General features: G+C 51.9%; 22 protein-coding genes and 1 tRNA gene. 12 read left to right on the forward strand and 11 right to left on the reverse strand.

Annotated elements, in window-relative coordinates; all coding sequences use genetic code 11:
- Positions 1 to 3 precede the first annotated feature (3 nt).
- From proB to BM258_RS18240, 6 genes are all read right to left on the reverse strand, one after another.
- Complete coding sequence (proB, locus tag BM258_RS18215; protein WP_090074661.1) at positions 4 to 1,164, reverse strand: glutamate 5-kinase; 1,161 nt, start codon at positions 1,162 to 1,164, stop codon at positions 4 to 6.
- A 114-nt stretch (positions 1,165 to 1,278) separates the two neighbouring features.
- Positions 1,279 to 2,316 carry a GTPase ObgE gene (gene obgE, locus BM258_RS18220; protein WP_090074662.1) on the reverse strand — a complete coding sequence of 346 codons (1,038 nt, stop codon included), beginning with the start codon at positions 2,314 to 2,316 and terminating at the stop codon, positions 1,279 to 1,281.
- A 302-nt stretch (positions 2,317 to 2,618) separates the two neighbouring features.
- Positions 2,619 to 3,173 (reverse strand): GNAT family N-acetyltransferase, encoded by a 555-nt coding sequence (locus BM258_RS18225; protein WP_090074663.1) that lies wholly within the window; start codon positions 3,171 to 3,173, stop codon positions 2,619 to 2,621.
- Positions 3,170 to 3,850, reverse strand: a complete 681-nt coding sequence (locus BM258_RS18230; protein ID WP_090074664.1) for a GNAT family N-acetyltransferase — start codon at positions 3,848 to 3,850, stop codon at positions 3,170 to 3,172. Before BM258_RS18230 ends, BM258_RS18225 begins: the two co-directional genes overlap by 4 nt.
- Before the next feature lie 161 nt (positions 3,851 to 4,011).
- Positions 4,012 to 4,281 carry a 50S ribosomal protein L27 gene (rpmA, locus tag BM258_RS18235; protein WP_090074665.1) on the reverse strand — a complete coding sequence of 90 codons (270 nt, stop codon included), beginning with the start codon at positions 4,279 to 4,281 and terminating at the stop codon, positions 4,012 to 4,014.
- A 23-nt stretch (positions 4,282 to 4,304) separates the two neighbouring features.
- A complete protein-coding gene (locus BM258_RS18240) occupies positions 4,305 to 4,916 on the reverse strand; it encodes a 50S ribosomal protein L21 (RefSeq protein WP_090074666.1) in 612 nt (203 codons plus the stop codon).
- A 314-nt stretch (positions 4,917 to 5,230) separates the two neighbouring features.
- On the opposite strand from BM258_RS18240, the gene BM258_RS18245 reads away from it, so the two are divergent.
- The 4 genes from BM258_RS18245 (at position 5,231) to BM258_RS18260 (ending at position 8,501) form a co-directional block, all read left to right on the forward strand.
- Entirely contained in the window at positions 5,231 to 5,665 is a 435-nt protein-coding gene (locus BM258_RS18245) for an MAPEG family protein (protein WP_210186799.1), read from the forward strand.
- Positions 5,666 to 5,859: 194 nt separating this feature from the next.
- Positions 5,860 to 5,949 (forward strand) — tRNA-Ser (locus BM258_RS18250).
- 90 nt (positions 5,950 to 6,039) lie between these two features.
- On the forward strand, positions 6,040 to 7,764 hold the full coding sequence (locus BM258_RS18255; RefSeq protein WP_090074668.1) for a site-specific integrase: 1,725 nt from the start codon (positions 6,040 to 6,042) through the stop codon (positions 7,762 to 7,764).
- 77 nt (positions 7,765 to 7,841) lie between these two features.
- Entirely contained in the window at positions 7,842 to 8,501 is a 660-nt protein-coding gene (locus BM258_RS18260) for a hypothetical protein (protein ID WP_139229313.1), read from the forward strand.
- 7 nt (positions 8,502 to 8,508) lie between these two features.
- Here the strand turns inward: BM258_RS18260 and BM258_RS18265 are convergent, their stop codons facing one another.
- The 4 genes from BM258_RS18265 to BM258_RS18280 all read right to left on the reverse strand — a co-directional run bounded on the left by BM258_RS18265 (position 8,509) and on the right by BM258_RS18280 (position 11,246).
- A complete protein-coding gene (locus BM258_RS18265; RefSeq protein ID WP_090074670.1) occupies positions 8,509 to 9,075 on the reverse strand; it encodes a recombinase family protein in 567 nt (188 codons plus the stop codon).
- Positions 9,076 to 9,235: 160 nt separating this feature from the next.
- On the reverse strand, positions 9,236 to 9,691 hold the full coding sequence (rnhA, locus tag BM258_RS18270; RefSeq protein ID WP_090074695.1) for a ribonuclease HI: 456 nt from the start codon (positions 9,689 to 9,691) through the stop codon (positions 9,236 to 9,238).
- Between the two features lie 233 nt (positions 9,692 to 9,924).
- On the reverse strand, positions 9,925 to 10,410 hold the full coding sequence (locus tag BM258_RS18275) for a hypothetical protein (protein ID WP_090074671.1): 486 nt from the start codon (positions 10,408 to 10,410) through the stop codon (positions 9,925 to 9,927).
- The gene (locus BM258_RS18280; RefSeq protein ID WP_090074672.1) at positions 10,410 to 11,246 is read right to left on the reverse strand and encodes a ParB N-terminal domain-containing protein; all 837 of its coding nucleotides are present in this window, start codon (positions 11,244 to 11,246) and stop codon (positions 10,410 to 10,412) included. Before BM258_RS18280 ends, BM258_RS18275 begins: the two co-directional genes overlap by 1 nt.
- Positions 11,247 to 11,503: 257 nt before the next feature.
- Between BM258_RS18280 and BM258_RS18285 the strand changes: the two genes are divergently transcribed.
- From BM258_RS18285 to BM258_RS18305, 6 genes are all read left to right on the forward strand, one after another.
- Positions 11,504 to 13,018 carry a type I restriction-modification system subunit M gene (locus tag BM258_RS18285; protein ID WP_090074673.1) on the forward strand — a complete coding sequence of 505 codons (1,515 nt, stop codon included), beginning with the start codon at positions 11,504 to 11,506 and terminating at the stop codon, positions 13,016 to 13,018.
- On the forward strand, positions 13,008 to 14,228 hold the full coding sequence (locus tag BM258_RS24530) for a restriction endonuclease subunit S (protein WP_175528150.1): 1,221 nt from the start codon (positions 13,008 to 13,010) through the stop codon (positions 14,226 to 14,228). The genes BM258_RS18285 and BM258_RS24530 overlap by 11 nt, the downstream gene beginning before the upstream one ends.
- The gene (locus BM258_RS24535) at positions 14,228 to 14,389 is read left to right on the forward strand and encodes a hypothetical protein (RefSeq protein ID WP_175528151.1); all 162 of its coding nucleotides are present in this window, start codon (positions 14,228 to 14,230) and stop codon (positions 14,387 to 14,389) included. Before BM258_RS24530 ends, BM258_RS24535 begins: the two co-directional genes overlap by 1 nt.
- Before the next feature lie 249 nt (positions 14,390 to 14,638).
- On the forward strand, positions 14,639 to 17,935 hold the full coding sequence (locus BM258_RS18295; protein WP_090074696.1) for a type I restriction endonuclease subunit R: 3,297 nt from the start codon (positions 14,639 to 14,641) through the stop codon (positions 17,933 to 17,935).
- Positions 17,922 to 18,674 (forward strand): M48 family metallopeptidase, encoded by a 753-nt coding sequence (locus BM258_RS18300; RefSeq protein WP_090074674.1) that lies wholly within the window; start codon positions 17,922 to 17,924, stop codon positions 18,672 to 18,674. Before BM258_RS18295 ends, BM258_RS18300 begins: the two co-directional genes overlap by 14 nt.
- Positions 18,675 to 18,763: 89 nt before the next feature.
- Positions 18,764 to 19,438: a hypothetical protein gene (locus tag BM258_RS18305; RefSeq protein WP_090074675.1), complete on the forward strand. Its 675-nt coding sequence runs from the start codon at positions 18,764 to 18,766 to the stop codon at positions 19,436 to 19,438.
- Between the two features lie 43 nt (positions 19,439 to 19,481).
- On the opposite strand, the gene BM258_RS18310 is transcribed toward BM258_RS18305, so the two are convergent.
- The gene (locus BM258_RS18310) at positions 19,482 to 19,784 is read right to left on the reverse strand and encodes a hypothetical protein (protein ID WP_090074676.1); all 303 of its coding nucleotides are present in this window, start codon (positions 19,782 to 19,784) and stop codon (positions 19,482 to 19,484) included.
- A 990-nt stretch (positions 19,785 to 20,774) separates the two neighbouring features.
- Here BM258_RS18310 and BM258_RS18315 point away from each other — a divergent pair.
- Complete coding sequence (locus BM258_RS18315; protein WP_139229314.1) at positions 20,775 to 22,022, forward strand: hypothetical protein; 1,248 nt, start codon at positions 20,775 to 20,777, stop codon at positions 22,020 to 22,022.
- Positions 22,012 to 22,728, forward strand: a complete 717-nt coding sequence (locus BM258_RS18320; RefSeq protein WP_139229315.1) for a hypothetical protein — start codon at positions 22,012 to 22,014, stop codon at positions 22,726 to 22,728. Before BM258_RS18315 ends, BM258_RS18320 begins: the two co-directional genes overlap by 11 nt.
- Positions 22,729 to 22,936 lie beyond the last annotated feature (208 nt).

Below are 22,936 nucleotides of genomic sequence, written 5' to 3' on the forward strand. Positions count from 1 at the left end.
GTTTCAACTACGATCGGCATGATCTGAATGGTCGATGTGGTCTGCATGGTCCACTCCGCTCAGGACCATATCGTCCCGATGGATCAGCTCCGCACGGCCATCATAGCCCAAAATGTCAGCGATCTGCGAAGATTTGCAGCCCTTGATCTGGTCGGCCTCTGATCGGTCATAGGCCACTAGGCCGCGTGCGATTTCAAGACCGGCAGAATCGAGAATGATCAGCGCATCGCCCTTGGCGAAATCGCCTTCCAGATGAGTAACCCCGGCAGGAAGCAGGCTTTTGCCACACATCAGCGCATGCACCGCGCCTTCATCGAGCGTTATGGTGCCGTGGGGCTCCAGATTGCCGTTAATCCAGCGCTTGCGCTGGGTGATCGGGTTGGATTTGGGCTCGAACCAGCTGTGCTTGGCACCATTCATGATGGCTTTGAGCGGGTTATAGTCGCTGCCATTGGCTATGATCATGGCGGTGCCGGCATTCACGGCAATCTTGGCGGCTGCGATTTTTGTGGTCATGCCACCTTTGGCAAGGGCCGAGCCAGCGCTCCCTGCCATCGCTTCAATTTCCGGTGTGATATGCTCGATCACTGGAATATGTTGCGCGTCAGGGTCTTGGGCAGGCGGGGCGGTATAGAGACCGTCGATGTCTGAGAGCAGAATAAGGCAGTCAGCACTGATCATGGTGGCGACACGGGCGGCAAGGCGATCATTATCGCCGAACTTGATCTCCGTGGTGGCGACCGTGTCATTCTCGTTGATGATCGGCACAGCGCCCAGCTTGAGCATGGTCGCCAGCGTTGCGCGGGCGTTGAGATAGCGGCGGCGCTCTTCGGTGTCACTCAGGGTTAGCAAGACCTGCCCCGTTGTCAGATCGACCTTGTGCAGGGCGTCCGCATAGGCTTCGCCCAGAGCAATCTGGCCAATGGCGGCCGCAGCCTGACTTTCATGCAGCCTCAACTTGCCCTTTGGCAAGGCGACCTTGCGTCGCCCAAGCGCGATGGCGCCAGACGAAACAATAATGATTTCCTTGCCTTGCTCATACAGCATGGCGATGTCATCGATCAGGGTTTGCAGCCAGGCGGCGCGCAGGCGGCCGGTTTTTTCGTCTACAAGAGTTGCCGATCCGATTTTGACGACAATTCTCTTTTGATCCTCGAGTCTCACTTGGAAGTCCGTCTCTTAAAGGCCCGAGAGGTCAGGCCGACGTTGCTGGTAACTTTGTCCAAGCCGCCGGGCGTCTGCATCCACTCCACGACGGCTATCAAAGGCGTTTGGCCTTCACGGTCGCCAAGGTGCCGGCTCCTGATCTGCCAGTTGCTCGCGCGTATTTTCAGAATCGATCTTTTCCAGAAGGGCGCGCAGGATCGTGTCCATGTTGGTTTTGGCAACTGCGGAAATGGCGTGCGGACGAATGCCATAGGCGGCTTCGAACGCGCTCACTTTTTCAGCAATGTCTTCTTCGGTCAAGGAGTCGACCTTGGTCAATGCAACGATTTCGTCCTTTTCACCCAGACCTTCATCATAGGCTTCCAGTTCCCCACGGATGACGCGATAGGCATCGAGATAATCCTCCTGAGTGGCATCAACCAGATGCAGCAGAACGCGGCAGCGCTCCACATGACCAAGGAAGCGGTCGCCGATGCCAAGCCCTTCATGGGCGCCTTCAATCAGTCCGGGAATGTCGGCCACGACAAATTCGCGCGTATCGATGCCCACCACGCCCAGATTGGGGTGTAGGGTGGTGAATGGATAGTCGGCGACTTTTGGTTTGGCCGAGGAAACCGACGACAGGAAGGTGGATTTGCCAGCGTTGGGCAGGCCCACGAGGCCAGCGTCGGCAATCAGCTTCAAACGCAGCCAGATATAGGCTTCTTCGCCTTCAAGGCCCGGATTGGCATGGCGTGGCGCCTGATTGGTGGCCGATTTGAAATGGGTGTTGCCAAAGCCACCGTTGCCGCCCTTGGCAAGGGTGTATGTTTGGCCCTCTTCGGTCATGTCGGCGATGATGGTCTCGTTGTCTTCATCCAGAATCTGGGTGCCGACCGGTACGCGCAACACGACGTCTTTGCCTTTGCGCCCATTGCGGTTGCGTCCCATGCCGTGCATGCCGGTTTCAGCTTTGAAATGCTGCTTGAAGCGATAGTCGATGAGTGTGTTGAGACCGTTGACGCATTCAACGATCACATCTCCGCCCTTGCCTCCATCTCCACCATCGGGGCCACCCAATGCGACATATTTTTCACGGCGGAAGGAAATACAGCCAGCTCCGCCATCTCCGGAGCGAACATAAACCTTTGCCTGATCGAGAAATTTCATTATTTGGCCTCGTTGTGTCGTTGAGCTTTCGGGCTCACGCTTGATGTCCAGCCGAATTCGGACCGGATCTTTTCTATCTGTTTTGCCGCGTCTTTGTCTTACGGGCCATGTGCCCGGACATGGTGCTCTGGCCGATTGCGAAGGAGTGGTTGCTCCTAACGCGGGCTTTGCGCGGTCTCTTTGTTAAAGCCTATACCCCAGCATGGGGTTCCAAGCCAATAGCCAATCGTTGTAGCGAAGGGCCGCACCCGTGCTTTTGTGGGGTGCGGCCCGTTTTGACCTTACGAAAGGGGCGTGTCTTGTCAGGCACAGCCCATCTGCTGGAATCGTTCGGAGGTTAGCTGCATGATGATTTCGGGTACTTTCTCGCCACGAGCGACGCTGTATCCGGTATCACGGCGGACTTCTTCAAAGCCCAGATTGCGCAGGAGATTGATCGAACGCGGGTTGTCTTCAAAAGCTGCCGCGCACATCTTTTCCGTCGGTTCGAGTGGTAGATACCAGTCGAGCAGACGGCGCACGGCCTCTTGCATGAAACCTTTGCCCCAATAGGCGGTCGCAAGCCAATAGCCTATGGTTGGCGCAAAGATTCCGACGTCCCGTTCCGTGGATGCCTTGATACCGACAACTCCCATCAGGGCATCGTTTCTGGTGATGGCCATGTTGATTCCGGCGACCCCTTTATCCTGCTTTTCCAGCCAATCATTGGCGGCATTTTCAGGATAGGGGTGGGGCACCACAGCCAGATATTTCGAAACCTCGATATCCTGACAATATTTTGCAAGGTCTGGTGCATCGCTTGGGCGCAGAGGGCGCAAGACAAGCCGGTCACTCGCCAGATCAGGGATTCTCATCATGCCGCTCCTTTCAGGCTATAGGTTTTTTGCCCGCTGTTGGGGCCGAAGGACCACGCGTTTGTCTGGCCCATGCCGGACCAGTTCCGCAGGGCGTACCAGACACCTCTGTCGAGGCGATAGCGGTCGATAGGGATCATGCCGTTATAGTGCTGGGAATGCGCCATACCGGTGCCGCTATATTGAAAGCCGCATTTCTCGACAACGCGCCGGGAACTGCCGCATGAAACCCTGCATTGCGCCACCAGCGCTTCGAGGGGTGGTTGATTGATGTTCGGGCTCGAAAATGCAAAGTCTGCCACTGCCTGAATGGCTCGTGTGGCATATCCGTGCTGCCATTGGTCGCGGTCGATGATCACGCTGATTTCGGCCTGCTTTCGGTTCTCTTCGAGAAGCAGGCAAATCACGCCGATCATGGCGCCTTTCATATCGGTAATGATGAAAGGGAATTCCGTCGGGTCTGTCTTTTCCGTCTGATTGAGGAACCAGGATTCCGCCCCTTTGGCGGAAATCGGCAGCCAGTTGCTGCATAGGTTCTTGGTCATGGCCGGAATATTTGCCAGAGCGACCAGCACTTCCAGATCTGTGCGAGCTGGGTGGCGCAACAGGAAAGGTTTGCTTTCCGAACCCTCTCTACAGTCAGGTTCGGTCTGCTGTAAGCTTTCGTCTATTTCCAACATTTTGTCCCTCCTAAGGGCTTGGGTCAGGTCAAAAGAAAAAGGGAAGATGGTGTCCCATCTCCCCTTTAAATCTTTTGCCTCTTTAGCCCTTTTCAGGAGGGAGGCTTTTCGATTTGCCGGGGTCTGGGACACCGGCAAATCGTATTATGTTCATGCCAGTGTTATTCAGCCGCTTCCGCCATCGGGTTCACGGACACGTAAGTTCGGCCATTAGACTTGGTCTTGAACTCTACGTTGCCTTCGGTGGTCGCAAAAATGGTGTGATCTTTGCCCATACCGACATTGTTGCCCGGATGCCACTTGGTGCCGCGCTGACGAATAATAATGTTGCCTGCGATGACAAGTTCACCGCCAAACTTTTTCACGCCCAGACGACGGCCGGCTGTATCGCGACCGTTACGGGATGAACCACCTGCTTTTTTATGTGCCATTTTGGTGTCTCCTGGTCTCTATCTTATTTCTCGGCTGCAAGAGCAGCGGCCTGCTCGATCCAGTTATCACGTTCGAAGCGGCCTTTTGCACTCAGGGCTTCTTCGGCTTTATCGATGTCTTCAGCAGTGAAGGCAGCAATCTGAGCGTATGTGGTGATGCCCAGATCATTCAGCTTGCCTTCCATGACCTTGCCGAGACCTTTCAGTTTCTTCAGGTCGTCTTTTTCGCCATCTGCTGCAGCGGCAACCGGAGCAGCTGCTGCCGGTGCGGCTTCAGCTTTGGCTGGGGTTGCTTTCTTGGCTGCTTTCGCAGGAGCTTTACCGCCGGTCAGAATCTCCGAGATCTTGACTGTGGTGAAATACTGGCGATGGCCATTGCGGCGACGCGAGTTCTGACGACGACGTTTCTTGAAGATGATGATCTTGCGGCCACGGCCCTGATCAACAATCTCAGCTGCTACGGAAGCGCCATCAACCAGAGGAGCGCCAACTTCAGCTTCGCCTTCGCCGCCAACCAGCAGAACGCTGTCAAAAACAACGGTTTCGCCAGCTTCGCCTTCGAGCTTTTCGACCTTGATTACATCTTCGGGGGAAACAGTGTACTGTTTACCACCGGTTTTGATGACTGCGAACATTTTTTTCTCCGTTCAGTCCAGGCTCCGGGATTTTCCAATCGGCGGGTCTGTCTTTTTTCAGTCAGTTAATAGGAAGCTTGTTTGGCTAATAAAATCAGAGATTTGTTGATTTAAAAACAGACAAGCAAAAGGGCGCGGATTCGCGTCCACGCCTTGAGTTCTCGGGCAATATACTTGGAAAGGCATCAGAGTCAAGAAAAAGCTGCGGTTTTGCCTGTCATTGGGGGAGTTTCAATGCGGCCTTGAAGGTCGATAAACCGGATACCACATGGTTGGACATATTATATAGGATGTTTGGAAAGGAATGCTTTGTCATGACAGAAGGATTGTCGATGTATGCCAGCTACGGTGGGGCGCTGGGGGCGGTTTACGCCCTGTTGGTGATGGTCTTTGTGCAGTCGCTGGTCGCGGCCGTGGCGCATCGGGCGCAGAAGTCTTACGTGCCCGGCATAGTCGATGAGTCATTAGGGCCTGAATCCTTCGTTTTCAGAAGCCACCGTACTTTCATGAATTCCATTGAGAATGTGCCTTTCATGATTGGCCTTGTCATCCTAGCGGCGATGACAGGCTTTGATGCCTTTTGGCTGGCGCTGCTAAGTTGGGCCTATGTGGGCGGTCGGCTGGCGCACATGATTACTTATTATCTCGTGGCGACGCGCAAGAATCCCAGTTTGCGCAGTTACTTCTTTATTCTTGCTATACTGGCCCAGTTTGTTCTCATGGTGATGCTGGGAATCTCTTGGCTTTAAGTCGTGCCCGTTCTGGTTGGCCAAATAGGGGCAGATCTGACGGAAACGCAAAGGCATCCTGCTAACCAATAGAGGTCTCTTGTGCGTGAGTGGGGATTTTTTCGTTTGGAGTCTTGAGCTTGGTTGCGTGGATGTGTATGGTCCGGCCACCTTTTTGAGCCATATTGGACCACACAATGCTCGAAAAGTGTTGCGGAGAGGTGCCGGAGTGGTCGAACGGGGCGGTCTCGAAAACCGTTGATCGCGCAAGCGTTCCGAGGGTTCGAATCCCTCTCTCTCCGCCATCGCCTGTTTCCCTTGAATATAATCAATAACTTATTGAAAAGTCAGACATCTGACTTCCCGTTGTTCCATTAGACTGTTACAGTGGAGCTATGGAAGCAGTGACTGGACATCCTCGACTTTATTGCCGTAAAGGCACCTATTATCACCGCGCGGCAATCCCGGTTGATATCAAAGAAACCTACCCAAAATCGGAAGAAACCTTCTCGCTCAAAACCAAGGACTATCGAGAAGCGCTCAAGCGTGTCCGAGTTGCTGCAGCGAGTGTGGATAGATTGTTCGAAGAGCACCGGCACAAACGGAACTCTCCCGCCACAGATGAACTGACTTCTGAACAGCTAAAGCACATCCAAGATGTTTACTATGCTCACCTCCTCGAAGAAGACGAAGAAATTCGGCTGGATGGTTTTCTCGATGATGCGGACGATGGTTCACTTCAGTTCGCTCCAACATTTGATGAGTATGGTGAGCTGCTTGAAGATGCGCTCGACTATAATAAAGGGCAGTTGGCTCGAGGGCGATCTGACGTGTTTCTTCATGCTGAAGCTGAGGAAGTCCTGACGTGGGATAGCGTCAATCTTAAGTTGGCCCCCGGATCTCCTTCTTGGCGACTTGTGGAACGAGAGCTGCTGAAGGCGACAGTTCGTGCGTACCGGGACAATCGAAAGCGCAATGAAGGTGAAGTTGTTGAAACCCCACTGCTGCCAAAGGTGACACCTCGCTCTGACTATCCATTGCTTTCGGTGGCGCTGGAGGATTGGATCACTGAAAGATCTCGCAGTAGCTGGAAGGAGAAAACAGCCTCTGAACATCGGGTGTGGATCTCTCATTTCCTTGCAACGGTTGGAGATCGTCCGATTGATCAATATCGAAAAGTCGATGCTAAGGCCTTCAAAACTGCGCTGCTCAGCCTTCCTTCAAACTGGAACAAGAAGAATGTTTTGAAGGGGCTATCCCTTGCCAATGCTGCCGAGGTTGCCAGGGCGGCTGATATGGAGCCGATGTCAGACAGCAATCTCAACAAGATCATTGGCTTTGTTGCGGCATTCTGGAATTGGGCGGATTCCAACTTTGATGATGTGCAAAGCGGATTGTTCAAAGGTCTGAAGATCAAGAGGACCAAAAGTGTTCGTGAAGAGCGAGATCCCTTCACGATGGAAGAACTTCGAAAAGTCTTCAATGTGCCAATTTACCGGGGATGCAAGTCTCTGCGGTTTTGGAAGCGGCCTGGCAAACTGGTGCCACGGGATGCTGGCATCTATTGGGTGCCTCTAATCGGTCTGTATACTGGAGCTCGACTTGGCGAGATTATTCAGCTTTATGTGTCTGATATCAAGGAAGAGAATGGTGTTCGATATTTCGACATTAACGAGGATGGCGAGGACAAGCGTCTCAAAAACAGGAACTCAGTCAGATCGATACCGATACATCAAGACTTGGTCCAAATGGGGTTTCTTGACTTAGTGGAGTCGCGCAAGAAAGCTAGACAAAAGCGCGTCTTTCCAGATCTGAAAGCTGGTGACGATGGCTATTATTCATCGCCATTTACCAAGCATTTCAGGCGTCATCTTGAGAGCATTGGTATTAAGAGGGATACTCTGGTCTTTCACAGCTTTCGGCATACCCTAGAAGATGCTTGCCGAGAATGCGGAGTGGCTCATGATGTTATGGACGCCATTCAGGGCCACGGTGAAGAAGGCATGTCTGCCAGATACGGACGAGGTTACACGCTGCGACGCCTCAATGAGGAAATGCAGAAGATCAAGTATTCGGGTTTGGACCTATCGCATATTGTGCATTCTCCCTCTGGAACATGAAAAATGGGAGTTGGAGGGACGGTGCTTGATGGCTGCTACACCTCTTCGTGAAATAGAAAATTGTGGGAGTAATTTAGATGGGAAGATCAAGCTATTCTGGTGGAAGCACTATTGTAAAGCTTGGGCGTACAGGTACCAATTGGGGCGGAGAGAGTTCAGAATTTCATATAGCAAAAAATGCCATAGAAAAGAAAACGAAGTACAGTGTTACAGTTTGTATGAAGTTAAAACGGGTGGAAAAGAAAAAATCATTCAAGGGATACATGAGCTGGTATATGAAAAATTGTGCGAAGGCTCATTTTGAAGGGAAAAGTTTTCCAGTAATTGATAAGCACTATCAAAGTTTGTTTCCGCGAAGAGCGGATGAGATAAATCAATTTATCTTAAACAGTGTTATTTTTCAGAAAGCTTTGCGAAAACTAATCCCCACCCCGCCCCAAAAAGCACCGACCTCGAAACGAGGCATGCGTACTAGGGTTAGAAACGCTGAAAAGAAATTTGCTGAAAGATGTGCAAGATGTGATTTTTTTGGCGACAAATATCCGAAATTGCAGAGCGTACTCAAAGAGAACCTGACAGATCACCAGCAAACAAGATTCGTTGAAACGATTAAACAGCATCCGAACTACAAATTACGGATGAAGGCGTTAAAAAAAGATCCACCTATACGAGCTCCCAACAAAGTCGAGCGTGAGAAAATGCTGTCAAAACTTATTGTCGAAAAGAAAAAACACTGATAGACGCTCAGACGCCTGAAGATCCTGGGCGGCTGGTGACTTTGTGAATGAGGCCCTTGGAGACGCCCATATGGTCAGCGATGCGTTGGAGGGCCCAACCATCTTTGCGAAGTTGCCTTGCCTCGCCCTCCTGCTCCTCGGTCATCACCGGCCTTCTTCCGAACTTGACGCCCTTCTCTCTGGCCTTGGCGATGCCGTCCATCTGCCTTTCCTTGCGGATGTCATTCTCGAACTGAGCAAAGACGGCCAACATGCCAAGGAAGGCTTTCCCCGCAGCATCGCCGGTGTCAATACTCTGATCCAGAACCTTGAGCGTGACACCCTTCTCTTCTAACTCTCTGGACAATTGAAGCAGGTGTTCAGCAGATCGGGCTAGGCGGTCAATACGGGAGATCACCAAGGTGTCACCCTTGCGGATGTAACGCATGCACTCCTTGAGCTGAGGGCGCTCGGTGTCGACCCCGCTCCGCTTCTCACGGAAGATCTCTTCACACCCTGCCGACTGTAGCTTTGCCTCCTGAACATCCAGGGACTGACCAACAGACGACACTCTCGCATAACCGACCAACGACATTGTTCATTACCTCTTAAACTTAAATGACCAAAAGTTTATGAACGGAAAATGACCGCGTTGTCAAGCTGCCTTGTGGACGGTCACGAGAGCATACAATTGTGACCGTTGGGCCTGGGGTGGGCAGGGCATCCATTGACGCCCTCACCATTGTTGCGCAGGATCAGAGCCTGGTTCTTCGCTTGGTCTGCTTCTGTCGTTCTCTGCCTTGGTTGGCGAGGAGATCGGCTTTCTCGTTCATCTCGTTACCAGCATGGCCTCTCACCCATTGCCATTCGATGTCATGACGACTTGCTGCAGCATCGAGTGCCTGCCACAGGTCGACATTCTTGACATTCTTCCAATGCCGGGCCTTCCAGCTCTTGAGCCATTCGGAGGCACCCTTGATGACATACTGGCTGTCAGAGAAGATTTTCAGGCGAAGGGGGCGCTTCAGGGTGTTGAGGGCTTCGATCACTGCTCGGAGCTCCATACGATTGTTGGTGGTTCCAGGCTCTCCACCTGAGATCTCAAGCTGCCGCCTTGGGTTGCGGATGATAGCGGCATAGCCCCCAGGGCCAGGGTTGCCAGAGCATGAGCCATCGGTATGGATCGTGATGATGTAGTCGGGGTAGGGCATGGTTGGACCGGCCTCCATGTTTGAGAAATAGGGAAGTGGTTTGGGTAGGGACGAGGCCCCCACAGGGGGGAGATAGGCGCGAGCTGTTAATCTGATTGGTCGCTCGGATTTTTGTGCCGAACATCCTGAATTCAAGCTCAGGGGTGCAAAATGCACGCCTAAGGAATGCATGGGGTAAATCCCAAGAGACCACATCAGTGGCCTCTCGAGATGAACAGTTGGAGCACAACGGCTCAGATCTCTGACACCAGATCGTCCCATGGGAACAGCATTTGGGCGAATGTCTGCAATGCGATGAGCCGACCATCATCAAACTCTTCAATGGCCTTTTGAGGCAACCTCATGGAACTGGATGCCTGGGAGAATGAGAACAGAGACGTGAGTTGCTCGACGGGAACGAAAACACGAGAGCCGTTTTCATATCCGATCTCGGAGCCTGTTTCGTTGGCGACGTACTCAAGTAGATGCAGGAGCCTTGGAGAACATCCCTTGAGCATGCTGAAAGCTTTGCGCAGATAATCGAGAGGACACAGCAGGACAGGGATCATTAAACCCGGTTGAGAGCTTTCGACCATGGTGCCGAAGAACTCGATTGGATGGCCTTCGATGGTGTGGGTGTGGAGGATGGTGGCTTGCGTCATGTAATGGTTTCCTTTCGGGGTAATTAGGGTGGTGTTGTCAAGACGGTTTGGTGTGGTGGTGTGATCGGTGCCGGGCATCAGAAGTCTGTGTCCTCGTCATCTTCCTCGAGTTCGTCCTGGCATATATCGATCAGTTCCTGGGTAAGGTCGGCCAGCTTGCGACCGAAATGGATCTCAAGGGCCAGCGCGGCAATGGTAGGGTTCCCCGACAGTTTCGGGCCGAAGGTCTTGGCGAGTTTGTCGGCTATGACTTGGGCTCGATGTTGCCGCCAAGCGTCGATGTCCTCCTGTTCGGTCCAGCTGTTGGGATTGCCATCGGCTGCTCTCTTGGCTTTCCACCAGGCGTCAAATTCAGATGCTTGGCTTCCCAGCTTCCGCTTCGCTCTACGCATGATTGCGATCTGCCCATCCGAAATACCGGCAGCTTCCATTACTTGGGGCTTGGTGTATCTGCCTGTTAGATCCAGACGCCAGGCGAGGTTCTGCCGCTGCTGGTTGTTGAGAGGCAGGACTGCCTTGGCGTTGATCCGGGCGGCTTCAAGGACAGCCTTCTCGATGCTGCCTTCGAAATACCGGACGGGGATGTCCGTTCGTTCTTCATCGCGGCGGTAGGCTTCAAGGCGATGATGCCCATCGATGAGCACGAAGCTGTCTCCGCACGGCAGGATCAACACAGGATCGAGATCGGTCATGCGCTCAAGCGCTCTCTTTAGTTCGGTCAGGTGGTGCTCGGCTGGATCTTCGCCTCGGACGTTGAAGGCTTCCGGGCATTCGATGATGTCAGCTATGGATAATCTGTCAGGGCGATCCTCTCGGGTGCCTTTGGCTGCTTCCTCAGTTAGCTTGGCTATGGCTTCCGAGAGTTCGTCGTCAGCAGAGGGCGGTTCTGTGGGGATGTTTGGGGTGTTTGGCATGATGCTCCTTGCGTTGAATGAGCGGTCGAAACCGCGTTTGGTATGTCACTAAACGCAACTAAAATCTGTGGTAGAAAATGATGGAGTCACTGCTCGATAAAGGTGTGCTTGAGAAAGGAGCCGTTGGCTGCGCTGTGAGAGCCTACCTGTCTGTGAAAGTTCGCCCTTCGGCCTCTTCCCTCCAGCCGTGCAACAGCCTAGTCTGTCCCGCATGAAGTGCTTCGCGGAGCACACGAGAAACAAGACAAGGAAGAAGTATGGCGGATCGTCTCGTCACCCAGGATCAGATCAACAAGGCCGCCTGGGCGGTGTGTGACACCTTTCGGGGTGTCGTGGATGCAGCGGATTACAAGAACTATGTCCTCACCATGCTGTTCCTCAAATACATCTCCGACGTCTGGAGCGATCACTATCAGGGCTACAAGGCGCAGTATGGCGATGCCCCCGAGCTGATCGAAGCCATGATGGCCAAGGAGAACTTCGTCCTGCCGCCTCATGCCAGCTTCGGCTTTCTCTACGAACACCGGCACGAACCGAAGAATGGCGAGCGCATCGACAAGGCCCTTCACGCCATCGAAGACGCCAACGGCACCAAGCTGCGCGACGTGTTCCAGGACATCAGCTTCAACTCTAACAAGCTCGGCGACGAGGATCAGAAGAACGACACCCTGCGCTTCTTGCTCGAAGACTTCGCCAAGGACGAGCTTGATCTGCGCCCGAGCCGGGTAGGGGCGCTCGATGTCATCGGTGGGGCTTATGAATACCTCATCTCCCGCTTTGCGTCGGAGGCTGGCAAGTCGGCAGGGGAGTTCTACACTCCGGCGGAGGTATCCACGCTCATGTCCCATCTGGTCCAACCGAAGGAAGGCGATCAGATCTGCGACCCGACCTGCGGCTCAGGCTCGCTTCTGATGAAATGCGGTCGGCGCATCCTGGAACAGACCGGCAAACGCACCTACGAGCTCTATGGTCAGGAAGCCATAGGGTCGACTTGGGCGTTGGCCAAGATGAACATGTTCCTGCATGGCGAGACCAACCACAAGATCGAATGGGGCGACACCATCCGCAACCCCAAGCTCCTAGATGGCAATGGCAACCTGCTGCATTTCGACGTGGTGGTGGCCAATCCGCCCTTCAGTCTCGATAAGTGGGGCATTGGCAGCGCCGAAAAGGACCCGTACAAGCGTTTCTGGCGTGGTCTGCCGCCCAAGACCAAGGGTGACTATGCCTTCATCTCGCACATGGTGGAGACCTTGAAGCCCGACACGGGGCGCATGGCAGTGGTGGTGCCTCATGGGGTGCTGTTCCGTGGCTCATCGGAAGGCAAGATCCGCAAGGCGCTGATCGAGGATAACCTGCTCGATGCTGTGATCGGTCTGCCCGAGAAGCTGTTCTTCGGCACGGGCATTCCGGCGGCGATCCTCATCTTCAAGCACAACAAGCCCGACAGCTCGGTGCTGTTCATCGATGCCAGCCGAGAGTATGAGGATGGCAAGAACCAGAACAAGCTGGGGCAGGAGCAGATCACCAAAATCATCGAGACCTATCGCGCCCGTGAGACGCTCGACAAATACGCCTATCGCGCCAGCCTTGAGGAGATCGCCGAGAACGACTTCAACCTCAACATCCCGCGCTATGTAGACACCTTCGAGGAGGAAGAGGAGATCGACCTCATCGCCGTCCGCACGGAGCGCAAGGCTCTGAACGCGGAAATGGCCGAACTGGAAGCCGAAATGGACGCCTATCTCAAGGAGCTTGGTTATGGTGCCTGAGGGGTGGGAGCTGCGCAGCTTACAGGAAGTATGTGAAAAGCAGATTTCCTATGGCATTGTTCAAACAGGTAATGACCCCAACGCGAACGTTCCGTGTTTACGGGTTGTCGACTTGTCGAAGCAGAAAATAGCTTTTGATGCATTGTTAAAAACAACAGAAGAGGTTCATCGAGCTTATCGGAAGACCATCTTGTGTGAAGGGGAGCTTGTTCTCGCGCTGCGTGGTGAGATTGGAACTGTAAAGCTAGTCTCGGGTGACTTGGTGGGTATGAATATCACTAGAGGATTGGCAAGAATTGCGCCCAAGAAGAGCGTCGTCTTTTCCAAGTTTCTCGAACAGCAAATTCGGTCTTCATTGTTCAAGGCCGCCTTGTTCAGGAAAGTTGGTGGGTCGGCTTTACAGGAAATTTCCCTTGGAGAGCTTCGAAAAGTTCCCGTTCTCCTCCCCCCGCTTCCCGAACAGAAGAAGATCGCCGAGATCCTGTCGACCTGGGATCGGGCGATTGAGGTGGCGGAGCGGCAGCTGGAAAATGCGCGGCTTCAGAAAAAAGCCCTGATGCAACAGCTCCTCACCGGCACCCGCCGCCTTCCCGGATTTGATGGCGAGTGGAAGACCGTGAAGCTGGGGGATGTGGCCGGAATCATTGTTTCGAACGTTGACAAGAAAACCCGGGAAGGAGAGGTCAAAGTTCGCCTGTGCAACTATATGGACGTCTACTCAAACGACGACATCAATGCATCAGACGAGTTTATGAAGGCGACAGCTTCCTCTCAACAGATCAAAAAATTCGCTGTTAAAGTTGGCGATGTAATTATTACAAAAGATAGCGAAGATCCAAAAGATATCGCGATTCCCGCCTATGTTGCGTCAGATTCTGGTGATCTTGTTTGCGGGTACCACTTGGCTATTTTGAGGCCTTTGGAGCAGCTTGATGGACGGTTTCTCAAGTATTTCATTGAGACGCCTCGTTCAAAGCATTTTTTCGCCTCGAGAGCCAACGGCGCAACTCGGTTTGGCCTGACGCTCCCAACAATTCATGAGGCAGAATTTAGTATTCCGAGCAAGCTGGAGCAAAAGGCCATTTCTTACGTGTTGAAGCACTGCGAGAAGCAACTACGGCAACTGCAAAAGAAAGTTTCCCACCTCCGCACTGAAAAACGCGCTCTCATGCAGCAGCTGCTGACGGGCAAGAAGCGGGTCAAGGTCTGATGTCTACCGTGAAAGCCCCCTGGAGCTATTATCAGCAGGTTGTCGTCGAGACCTATGAGGCCAGCCGACACGGCAGAGGTAAGGCGATCCATGTCCGCCCGGTTGAAGGCGAGGCGTTCCCTGTGACCATGGACGTGGAGTGTTCGCGCTCCATGCACTAGAACTATCCGGTCGGCACCCGCTTCCGTATCTATGCCAAGGAGACCAGCCGAGAAGGCAGCAAACCCTTCCTCTATTCTCATTTCAATTGGCCCTATGAGGTGGTGAGTAGCTGACCTTTTCGGTGGCAAAAGGCCTTTTTCTTCAACCACACCTTGCTCCTGCCGTGGCGGTTGTGCTGACATGGCGACACCTTAAGGTCGCTCCGCCGTCCTGCTTTCGCAAAGCCCAGTTTCTTGCCCGAGGCCATCATGCTTGATCAAATCACGCCTATCACTACTGAAGAAGCAGCTTCTAAAGTTCCGGCGCTGGCGCTGATGATCAATATGGGCTGGTCCTATGTCTCCGCCAATGAATGCCTCGCTCGACGTGGGTCCAATCGCGCCGTGTTACTGGAGGACAGTCTTCGGGTTTGGCTCGATGCCTATCGCTTTGATTATCGAGGCAGGCTCTATCCGCTGTCCGATGATGGCAAGGTGCAGGTGATGAAGGGCGTCACCAATCTCGGGCTTGCGCAAGGGCTGGCCAAAGCCAACGAGGCGCTGCACACCATCCTCACCCTCGGCATCACCATTTCCGAATTCATGCCCGACGGCCACAAGCAGTCCGTTACCGTTTCGCTGGTCAACTGGAAAGACATTGGGGCCAACCGGTTCGAGGTGACCGAGGAAATGAGCATTGAACGACAGGGCCAGACTACAACCTATCGCCCGGACATTGTCGGCTTCGTCAACGGGCTGCCGCTGCTGATCGTAGAGGCCAAGAAGGCGGTGACGGCCAACAAGGACAAGATGGTGGAAGAGGCCATCTCCCAGCATATCCGGAACCAGATGCCCGACGGCATCCAGAGCCTTTATGCCTATGGCCAGGTTCTCATGGCACTTGCCGAAAGCCAGGCCCGATATGGCACCACCGAGACACCGAAGAAATTCTGGGCAGCATGGCATGAGGAAGAGATCTCTGAGGCTGATATGCTGGCGATCAAGAACAGGCCACTTGCTGAGGCACAAAAGACAGCATTGTTGGCAGGACTGTCGGCAAGGGTGAAGGCGCATCTTGTGGCGCTATGGTCTGCCGATATGGCAATCACCGAACAGGATCGGCTGTTGATCGGCATCGCCAGGCCGGACCGACTGCTGGAGTTCGTTCGCTACTTCCTGCTGTTTGACAGTAAAGTGGGCAAGATCGCGGCTCGGTATCAGCAGTTTTTCGGCGTTCGCGCTATGCTGGCCCAGGTGCAGCAGCGTGACGAGAAAAGCGCCTCAGGCAAGAAACGCAAGGGCGGCATCATCTGGCACACCACCGGCTCGGGCAAGAGCTACACCATGGTGTTCCTCTGCCGCGCCCTGTTGCATAACCCAGACCTTGCCAAATGCCGATTGCTCATCGTGCTCGACCGCACAGACCTTGAGAAGCAGCTGGCGGCCACCTTCCGGTCTGGTGGTGCTTTCGGTTCGGCTATTGCGACCAAGAAGGAAGGCGAGAAGGCCAGGGCCGAAAGCGGACAGGATCTTGCAAAGCGGATCGGGGCAGGAACCGACCGGATCATCTTCACCCTGCTGCAGAAGTTCAACTCGGCCACCAAATACCCCGAGTGCAAGAATGACAGCGAGGACATGATCGTGCTGGTGGATGAAGGCCACCGCAGCCAGGGCGGCGAGAACCACGAGCGGATGCAACTTGCTCTGCCCAATGCTGCCTTCATCGCATTCACTGGAACGCCGTTGCTCAAAGAGCGCAAGACCGAGAACAAATTCGGCGAGATCCTTCACGCCTACACCATGCGTGAGGCCGTGGATGATGGCACGGTTACGCCTCTCCTCTATGAAGAACGCCAGCCACAGCTTGATATCAATGACAAGGCCATCGATAACTGGTTCGAGAAGATCACCACAGGCCTGACCGATGAACAGAGGGCCGACCTCAAGCGCAAGTTCTCCAGCAAGGGCCAGGTTTATGGCGCAGAACAGCGCATCCGGCTGATCGCCTACGACATCGCCACGCACTTCTGTGACAGCTTCAAGGCTATCGGCCTCAAAGGGCAGTTGGCGACGGACAGCAAGCTCTCGGCTATCCGCTACAAGAAGGTGCTGGATGAAACGGGGATGGTCACCTCTGCCGTTATCATTTCGCCACCAGACACCCGCGAAGGCCACGAAGACACCAATGCTGCCAATGCACCCGAGGTGCAGACCTGGTGGGCGGACAATGTCGGCAATGATGCAGATGCCTATGAAGAAGGCATCATCTCAGGCTTCTCCCTGGTTGGACCTCCGGACATCCTGATTGTGGTCGACAAACTGCTCACCGGCTTTGATGAGCCGCGCAATGCCGTGCTCTATATCGACAAGGACCTCAAGCAGCATAACCTGCTCCAGGCCATCGCCCGTGTGAACCGGCTGCATGAGGATAAGAAGTTCGGCTATCTGGTTGACTATCGCGGCATCCTCAAGGAGTTAGACACTTCACTGCACGACTATCAAAAGCTTGCCGAAGAGACACGCGACGGTTACGACCCGGAAGATCTTGAGGGCATTTACGCCAATGTCAGCACCGAGTATCTTCAGCTCCCGAAACTGCATCGAGAGCTTTGGGCCCTGTTTGCTGACGTCCAGAACAAGGCCGACAAGGAGCAATTCCGCCGCCTATTGGTGCCGAAGACGGTGACCGAAGAGGGGATGAGCTTTGATGCCAACCTCAAGTTCCGCGAGGACTTCTATGTGGCGCTGACCAACTTCGGAATGTGCCTCAAGCTGGCGACTTCGTCCCGTGCCTTCTTCGAAGATCCCGGTTTTGATGAGGTGAAGTTGAACCGATACAAGGCTGATCTCAAGTTCTTCATGGCAATCCGACAGCAAGCACGAGCCGATGCTATGGAGACAGTGGACTTCTCGCAATATGAGAAGCAGATCCGCAATCTGCTCGATCATCAGGTCACCGGAGTTGCCATCAAGGACCCCGATGGCTTGATTCAGGTTGGCGGAAATACAGGCGACAGTTCTGAGGACCCTGAAGACTGGAGCGATGAGAAGAAGAAGAATGAGGCCGATCTTATCCGTACTCGCGTCACCCAGACCATCGAGGTGGATCTGGCTGATGATCCCTACGCCCAGGCCATCTTCTCGGAGCTATTGCGAGAGGCCATCGCCGAAGCCGAGGCCATGTTCGACTTCCCTGGAAAGCAATACGATCTGTTCAAGGATCTTGAGGAGCAGGTGAAAGGTGGTGCTCCAGCGGACATCCCCGAAGCAATCAAGGAAAACCGTCATGTTCGAGCCTACTTCGGCATTTTCAAACAGCAGGTTGATCCAGTTCGCTTCGAGGAGCTGGGTGAAGAGCATTTCATTGCCGAGGCGCAGCTGGTAGATGGTGTGGTGATGAATGCCATCGCCGCCAACTCACTTAGCCGGGAAGACATCATGAACGACATCAGCAGGAACCTGTTGCCGCCTTTCTTCAAGACCTACGGCGACATAACGATAGCGCAAAAGCTGATCGCTGCGATCCAGGATAAGGTGAGAGCAGGGGCTACCAATGGCAGCTTCTGAAGAAACCGAACCAGAGCGCCATCTGCTTGTCTATGGTGACACGAGGCTGCCTTACGTTGTTCTCCGCGAAGATCGCCCTTCAGGCAAGATCGCCATCAATGTGGAGCCCAATGGAACCGTTCAGGTGCTGGCTAGTGCGGGAGCATCACTTGTGGCTATCCAGAAAGCCGTACAGTCCAAAGCCCGGTGGATCTCCGATAATGTGGCTCAAGCGCAGGAACGGCGCAGCAATGTTCTCGAACGTGAATATGTGAGTGGTGAGGAGATCTTTTATCTTGGCCGACGCTATCAGCTCAAGCTGATCGATGTCCCTAAGGTGGAACGCAAAACACGGCTCTATCGCGGCAGTCTTGAGATTTTTACTGAGACCCATGATCCCGACACCATTCGTGTAAGGATACGAGCCTGGCATAAGTTCCGTGCCCAACAAGTCTTCTCTCAAGGCATCAAAGAGATTTCTGCCAAGCTGCCCTGGATCGAGACACCACCCAAGTTCGAACTTCTCGAGATGCAGAAGCGGTGGGGAAGCTGTGCGACCGATGGCATTGTGAGGCTGCATCCATTTTTGGTTCGGGCTCCTCGGGATTGTATCGAGCATGTGCTGCTGCACGAGCTTTGTCACCTCAAGGAGCATAATCACAGCAAGGCATTCTACGACCTGCTGGACCGCTACCAACCAGGCTGGCAATCCATCAAGGCAAAACTCGATGACTGGGCGGAAGTGCTGCTGAACGAGTAACCATTTAGGGAACTTGATGTTCTAGTTGATGAACTTAAATTTTACACGTTAGAGAACAGAAGGCGATCTTTGGGAGAAGACGGTAGGATATGGCGTACAAGACAACGTCTAAGCACATGCAATATATTTCGGTTAAACTTGCATCTGGAATGAGAGTTCCTGAGAAAAATAAAGGGCCTCGTTCCAAATTGTCTGAGTTTGAAAAAGACATGCTCAGAGAAAAGAGAAGCTTAGCTAAAGTTCGGCAAATTTATGAGCTTGAAAAAGAAATTGAAAGGGGACTCGCTGCGGGTGAGAATATTGGCTGGCTTAAGCTCAAGCAGCAGGACTTGAAATCTGGGCGTGTCCCGGTAGATCTTCGTTATGCAGACAGTAGCTATATTTCAAGGGTTATAAACACCTCCAAAAAGAAAGTTAGTCGAAAGGTCTTGGCCAACGAGAAAGCACGGCTAAGCCGACCTACTTATTCGCTCAGGGACAAGAATGCTGGTGATAAACTTAGCCTTTTGAAGGTATCCAGGAAAAGTGTGGAGATAGACGTTCATGATCTTTCGAAGAGGAAGCTTACCCCATCGGGAATAATGATAATTAAAACACTATTTGAACACTTAGAGATCGATGAAATCTCTAGTATCTTAAAGGTGCCTAAGGATTTCTTGGAGAAGACCCAAATAAGTCCATTTTACACTCTGTCTGGAAGTCTTTGTTCGGAAGATATTTTAATGGTTGTTGAAACTATTGTCGGGAACAGTGGGACTTGCTAAACAGGAAAGAGAAATGTATTTGGAAGACCTTATCGATTTCGTACTATTTGGTGCTCCGGTCAATGCTTGCTCTAAGCATGGTGCCGGGGACATTCTCGAGCGCATGCTCCAATATTGTATAAATGCATGAGGACAGCCTCAATTCCCTGCTGTCCTCGTCGAAGAGCTGCTCTTTGATCAGCTGTTCAATTGGCTGTGTATACAGTATCTCGCAATCTTCCCCAAACTCACTAATGGCTTCTGTCCGAAGTTTTTTAAGTGCCTCTCTGGCCGCTTCGAAAAGAGCATCTAAGTCGCTTACCTCGTACTCGAGTGTTATTTTGACTTTTTCGATAATGTCGCACATTGATCTCTTCTCCAAATTATTTCCCAAGCTCCTTGATGAAGCGGCGTGATACTAAGTGGCGTTATTACTCTCGCGGTACATTTGGGTCAAGCACACTGACGCTAGATACGCAATCGAAGTAAGAATGAGGATGAGTGGCATAAGCCTATACGCATATAAACAATTGATATTACATTGTGATTGTCTGGATGGAAGAGCCGGTAGAGCCGAGAGTGGAGTATCCAGAGACAGTGTAGATGCCATCAAATTGGCAGGGCCATAGGCGTATTTTTTAAAACGCATACTCGGTTGAATCTGTTACAGCGAGTTGCTACATTGCAGTTCATCGCAACGGGTTTAAGTAGTTGATTTGTTTAAAAAATAGGCTTTGATATCTAGAATCCCTCTCTCTCCGCCATTTTTCAAGCGACAAATTTGAATTTATATAGCAAATTCAATCTCTTGATGTCTGCCTCCCTGCAAGATCCCCCAAATTTGCTACACATTTTGCTACACAAACCTATGCAAAGGTCTATGGCCCTTTCCACGGGTTTTTTTAATTCTATCATGTTGAGTGGAGCAGATTGAGCGCTCCAACCCACCAGGGAAGCATTCGAACCAAGCGGCCCGGTACTGTTCGATTTTCACGAATTGCAACATGCGATTATGTGCCTGCATCACAGCCGGTTCGTTTCAGGCGTGAAAGTGATGTTGGCCCTGAGGCACCATGGCAATTGGTGTCTGTTTGAGTGGATAACCAAGCTCTAATGCTGGGAAGAGATCTACCTGATGCACCTTAATCGAAAGAATTACAAGTTCGGTGATGGTTATTAGAGTGCCAGACAAATCCAAAAAGCAGACTGCTATTTATCAGGATATTTCCTGCCTTCTCCAACCGATTTCAAGCAAACTGAATTAAATGGCGTAAAAACGGCATCAAACGCCTTGTGCGACATTCTTTTAAATACGACTATGACACTAAATTTCAATTGGTGGTTTAGGGGCATGACAATGCGTGCATATGTGCTGGATCGTTTTAATGAAGGTCGCTCTGTAGGTGTCCTTTGTCGTGTTAATTTCTCTGATTATGTTTCACACTTGCCAACCGACTATCGAGATTATTTTGTACAAAGGGGGATTACAACAAATCGTTATTTAGACAACCTTTGGGAAACAATTGTTGAGAAGAAGCATATTCCTCTTTTGGTAATTGTCGCCAGCGACGAAGATGCTGCACCTCCTAAGGCTTCAGAGGTTACCTTAAGGGAAGGTTGGAAGATATTGGATGGACTGCAACGAAGCCATCGCATGAAGTTGCTGTTTGAAATTGTGCAGTACCAACTCGAAAACGTTGATCAGCAAGCAAACCTATTGGATGAACCGGATCCAATCCCAAAAGAAGTAAAAAAGCATAGAGATTGGCTTTTAGAAAGTGACTGCCCAACTTCGTTGTTTGTGAAGGTACTCAGAACAAAGCGAAAATTAGGCCAAGAAGCATTCAAAAGAGTGTTCGAAGATATCAGCCTGTGGTTAGAGGTGTGGTTCGGTCTCGATGAGAACGAGCAAATTCAGAAGATGCTTATTCTAAATGCAGGCCATAAATCAGTGAACATTAAGCATCAAATCGAATTGTTGTTTTCTGACTATTTTACCGTTTTAGAGCGGAACCTTGGTGGTCGTGCAGTGATCAGAGAGCGGGATAAGAGTTCAATAATTTACAGCAAATCAAGAAACGCCGGGCAGTTTCACTTTTCTCATTTGGTAACCGCATTCCAATCACTTGATGAAGGCAAACCCGTATCCACTAACGCGGACTTCGCCGCAGAAAAATCACTTTCTATGCCGTCAGTTGAGGACAGCAAGTTAGAGATAAATGTTGATCTTCTGGAGGCTTTTGCAAAGTTCTTGTGTAAGCTTGATCAGGCTTTTTCCCAAACTGATACGGCCGTAAAGTGGCTTGGTCGTGAAGTGGTGTTGGCTGGTCTTTTCGCTGCGGTGGGAAAGCATTCTGAAAAAATTGGAGCGCCCAAAACAGAAGTCTTGCTCGAATTCTCAGGACACCTCGCGGAATTCAAAGAATGGTTGAATTTGGATGAGTTTGAACAGGCGCGAAATAGTCTTAACTTGGCCAAAGTGAATATTGGAAACAAGAACAAGTTTGCGGTTCAGTCTGCCACCCTGAATTATTTGAGTGATTATAATAGTCCCAATCCAAATTGGAACGAATTGTTTGGTGGGGGGCATTCTGATGATCTTTAAAGAAAAATTCTTAGATCTAGCTCATCCATTTTTCAGTATGAATGAACTTGATGATGATGCAACAGAAGAGATTTTTGAAAAGTACTATGAGGTTGAAGGGCGCATTGAGTTATTAAAGAAGAAGCTCGCTGATCTGGCCGAAGGGGACCAGGCCGCGCTGGATGTCTTGACGGCATTTCTTTCTGATGAAAACTCCACCAGATTTTTGCAATCTGAGAAGGCGAATGCGTTCCTTAAGATTCTTGCGTTGGCAAGCAACATTACTTCAGACACATGGAATAAAGACGCTGCTGATGCATACCCCATTAGGGCCGTGTTTTTGACGGAAGATAATGGAATTGACCCGCCGTATTCGGCTTCGGGAACTCCATTAACAAACTTTTTTTTCAACAGTGATGACGTTGTGAACTCCGTTGGTTTTGTCGACTTTCGCACTGATCCTGATTCAAATAGACTGGCTCGTCAAGCTACGTGGTCGCCTCAAGGTCGTGATACTGTCGAGGTTTGGACTGTGATACTTCTGCTGGAAAATATCGACAATGTAGATGGTTGTGTCGCGATTTTTTCATCTCAAGGCGATGCTGAAAAAGCACGTTCCTATCTAATGCGCATTCCGGGCACATCCGCGCATGGATTCCAATTTTATCCGCGCACCGATTCCGATCGGATCCGCGCAGTGATTCCGGGGCATCCGCGCACCCCCTGATGTAATGCTGCGAGGCAATCAGCAGCAGGCTACCTTTCCGTTTTTATGGACTGGAAGGTTGCCCAATGAAGAGATTGCCAATGCGAAAAATTAGAGAAGCTCTCCGCCTGTCTTGTGAGGGTATGTCAACCCGTCAGGCCGCTGCTAGTCTGTCGATAGGTGGCACGACATTGCGGGAGTATCTGTATCGCGCGAAAGAGGCCGGACT

It is taken from the genome of Cohaesibacter marisflavi, from assembly GCF_900115225.1.
Lineage (GTDB): Bacteria > Pseudomonadota > Alphaproteobacteria > Rhizobiales > Cohaesibacteraceae > Cohaesibacter > Cohaesibacter marisflavi.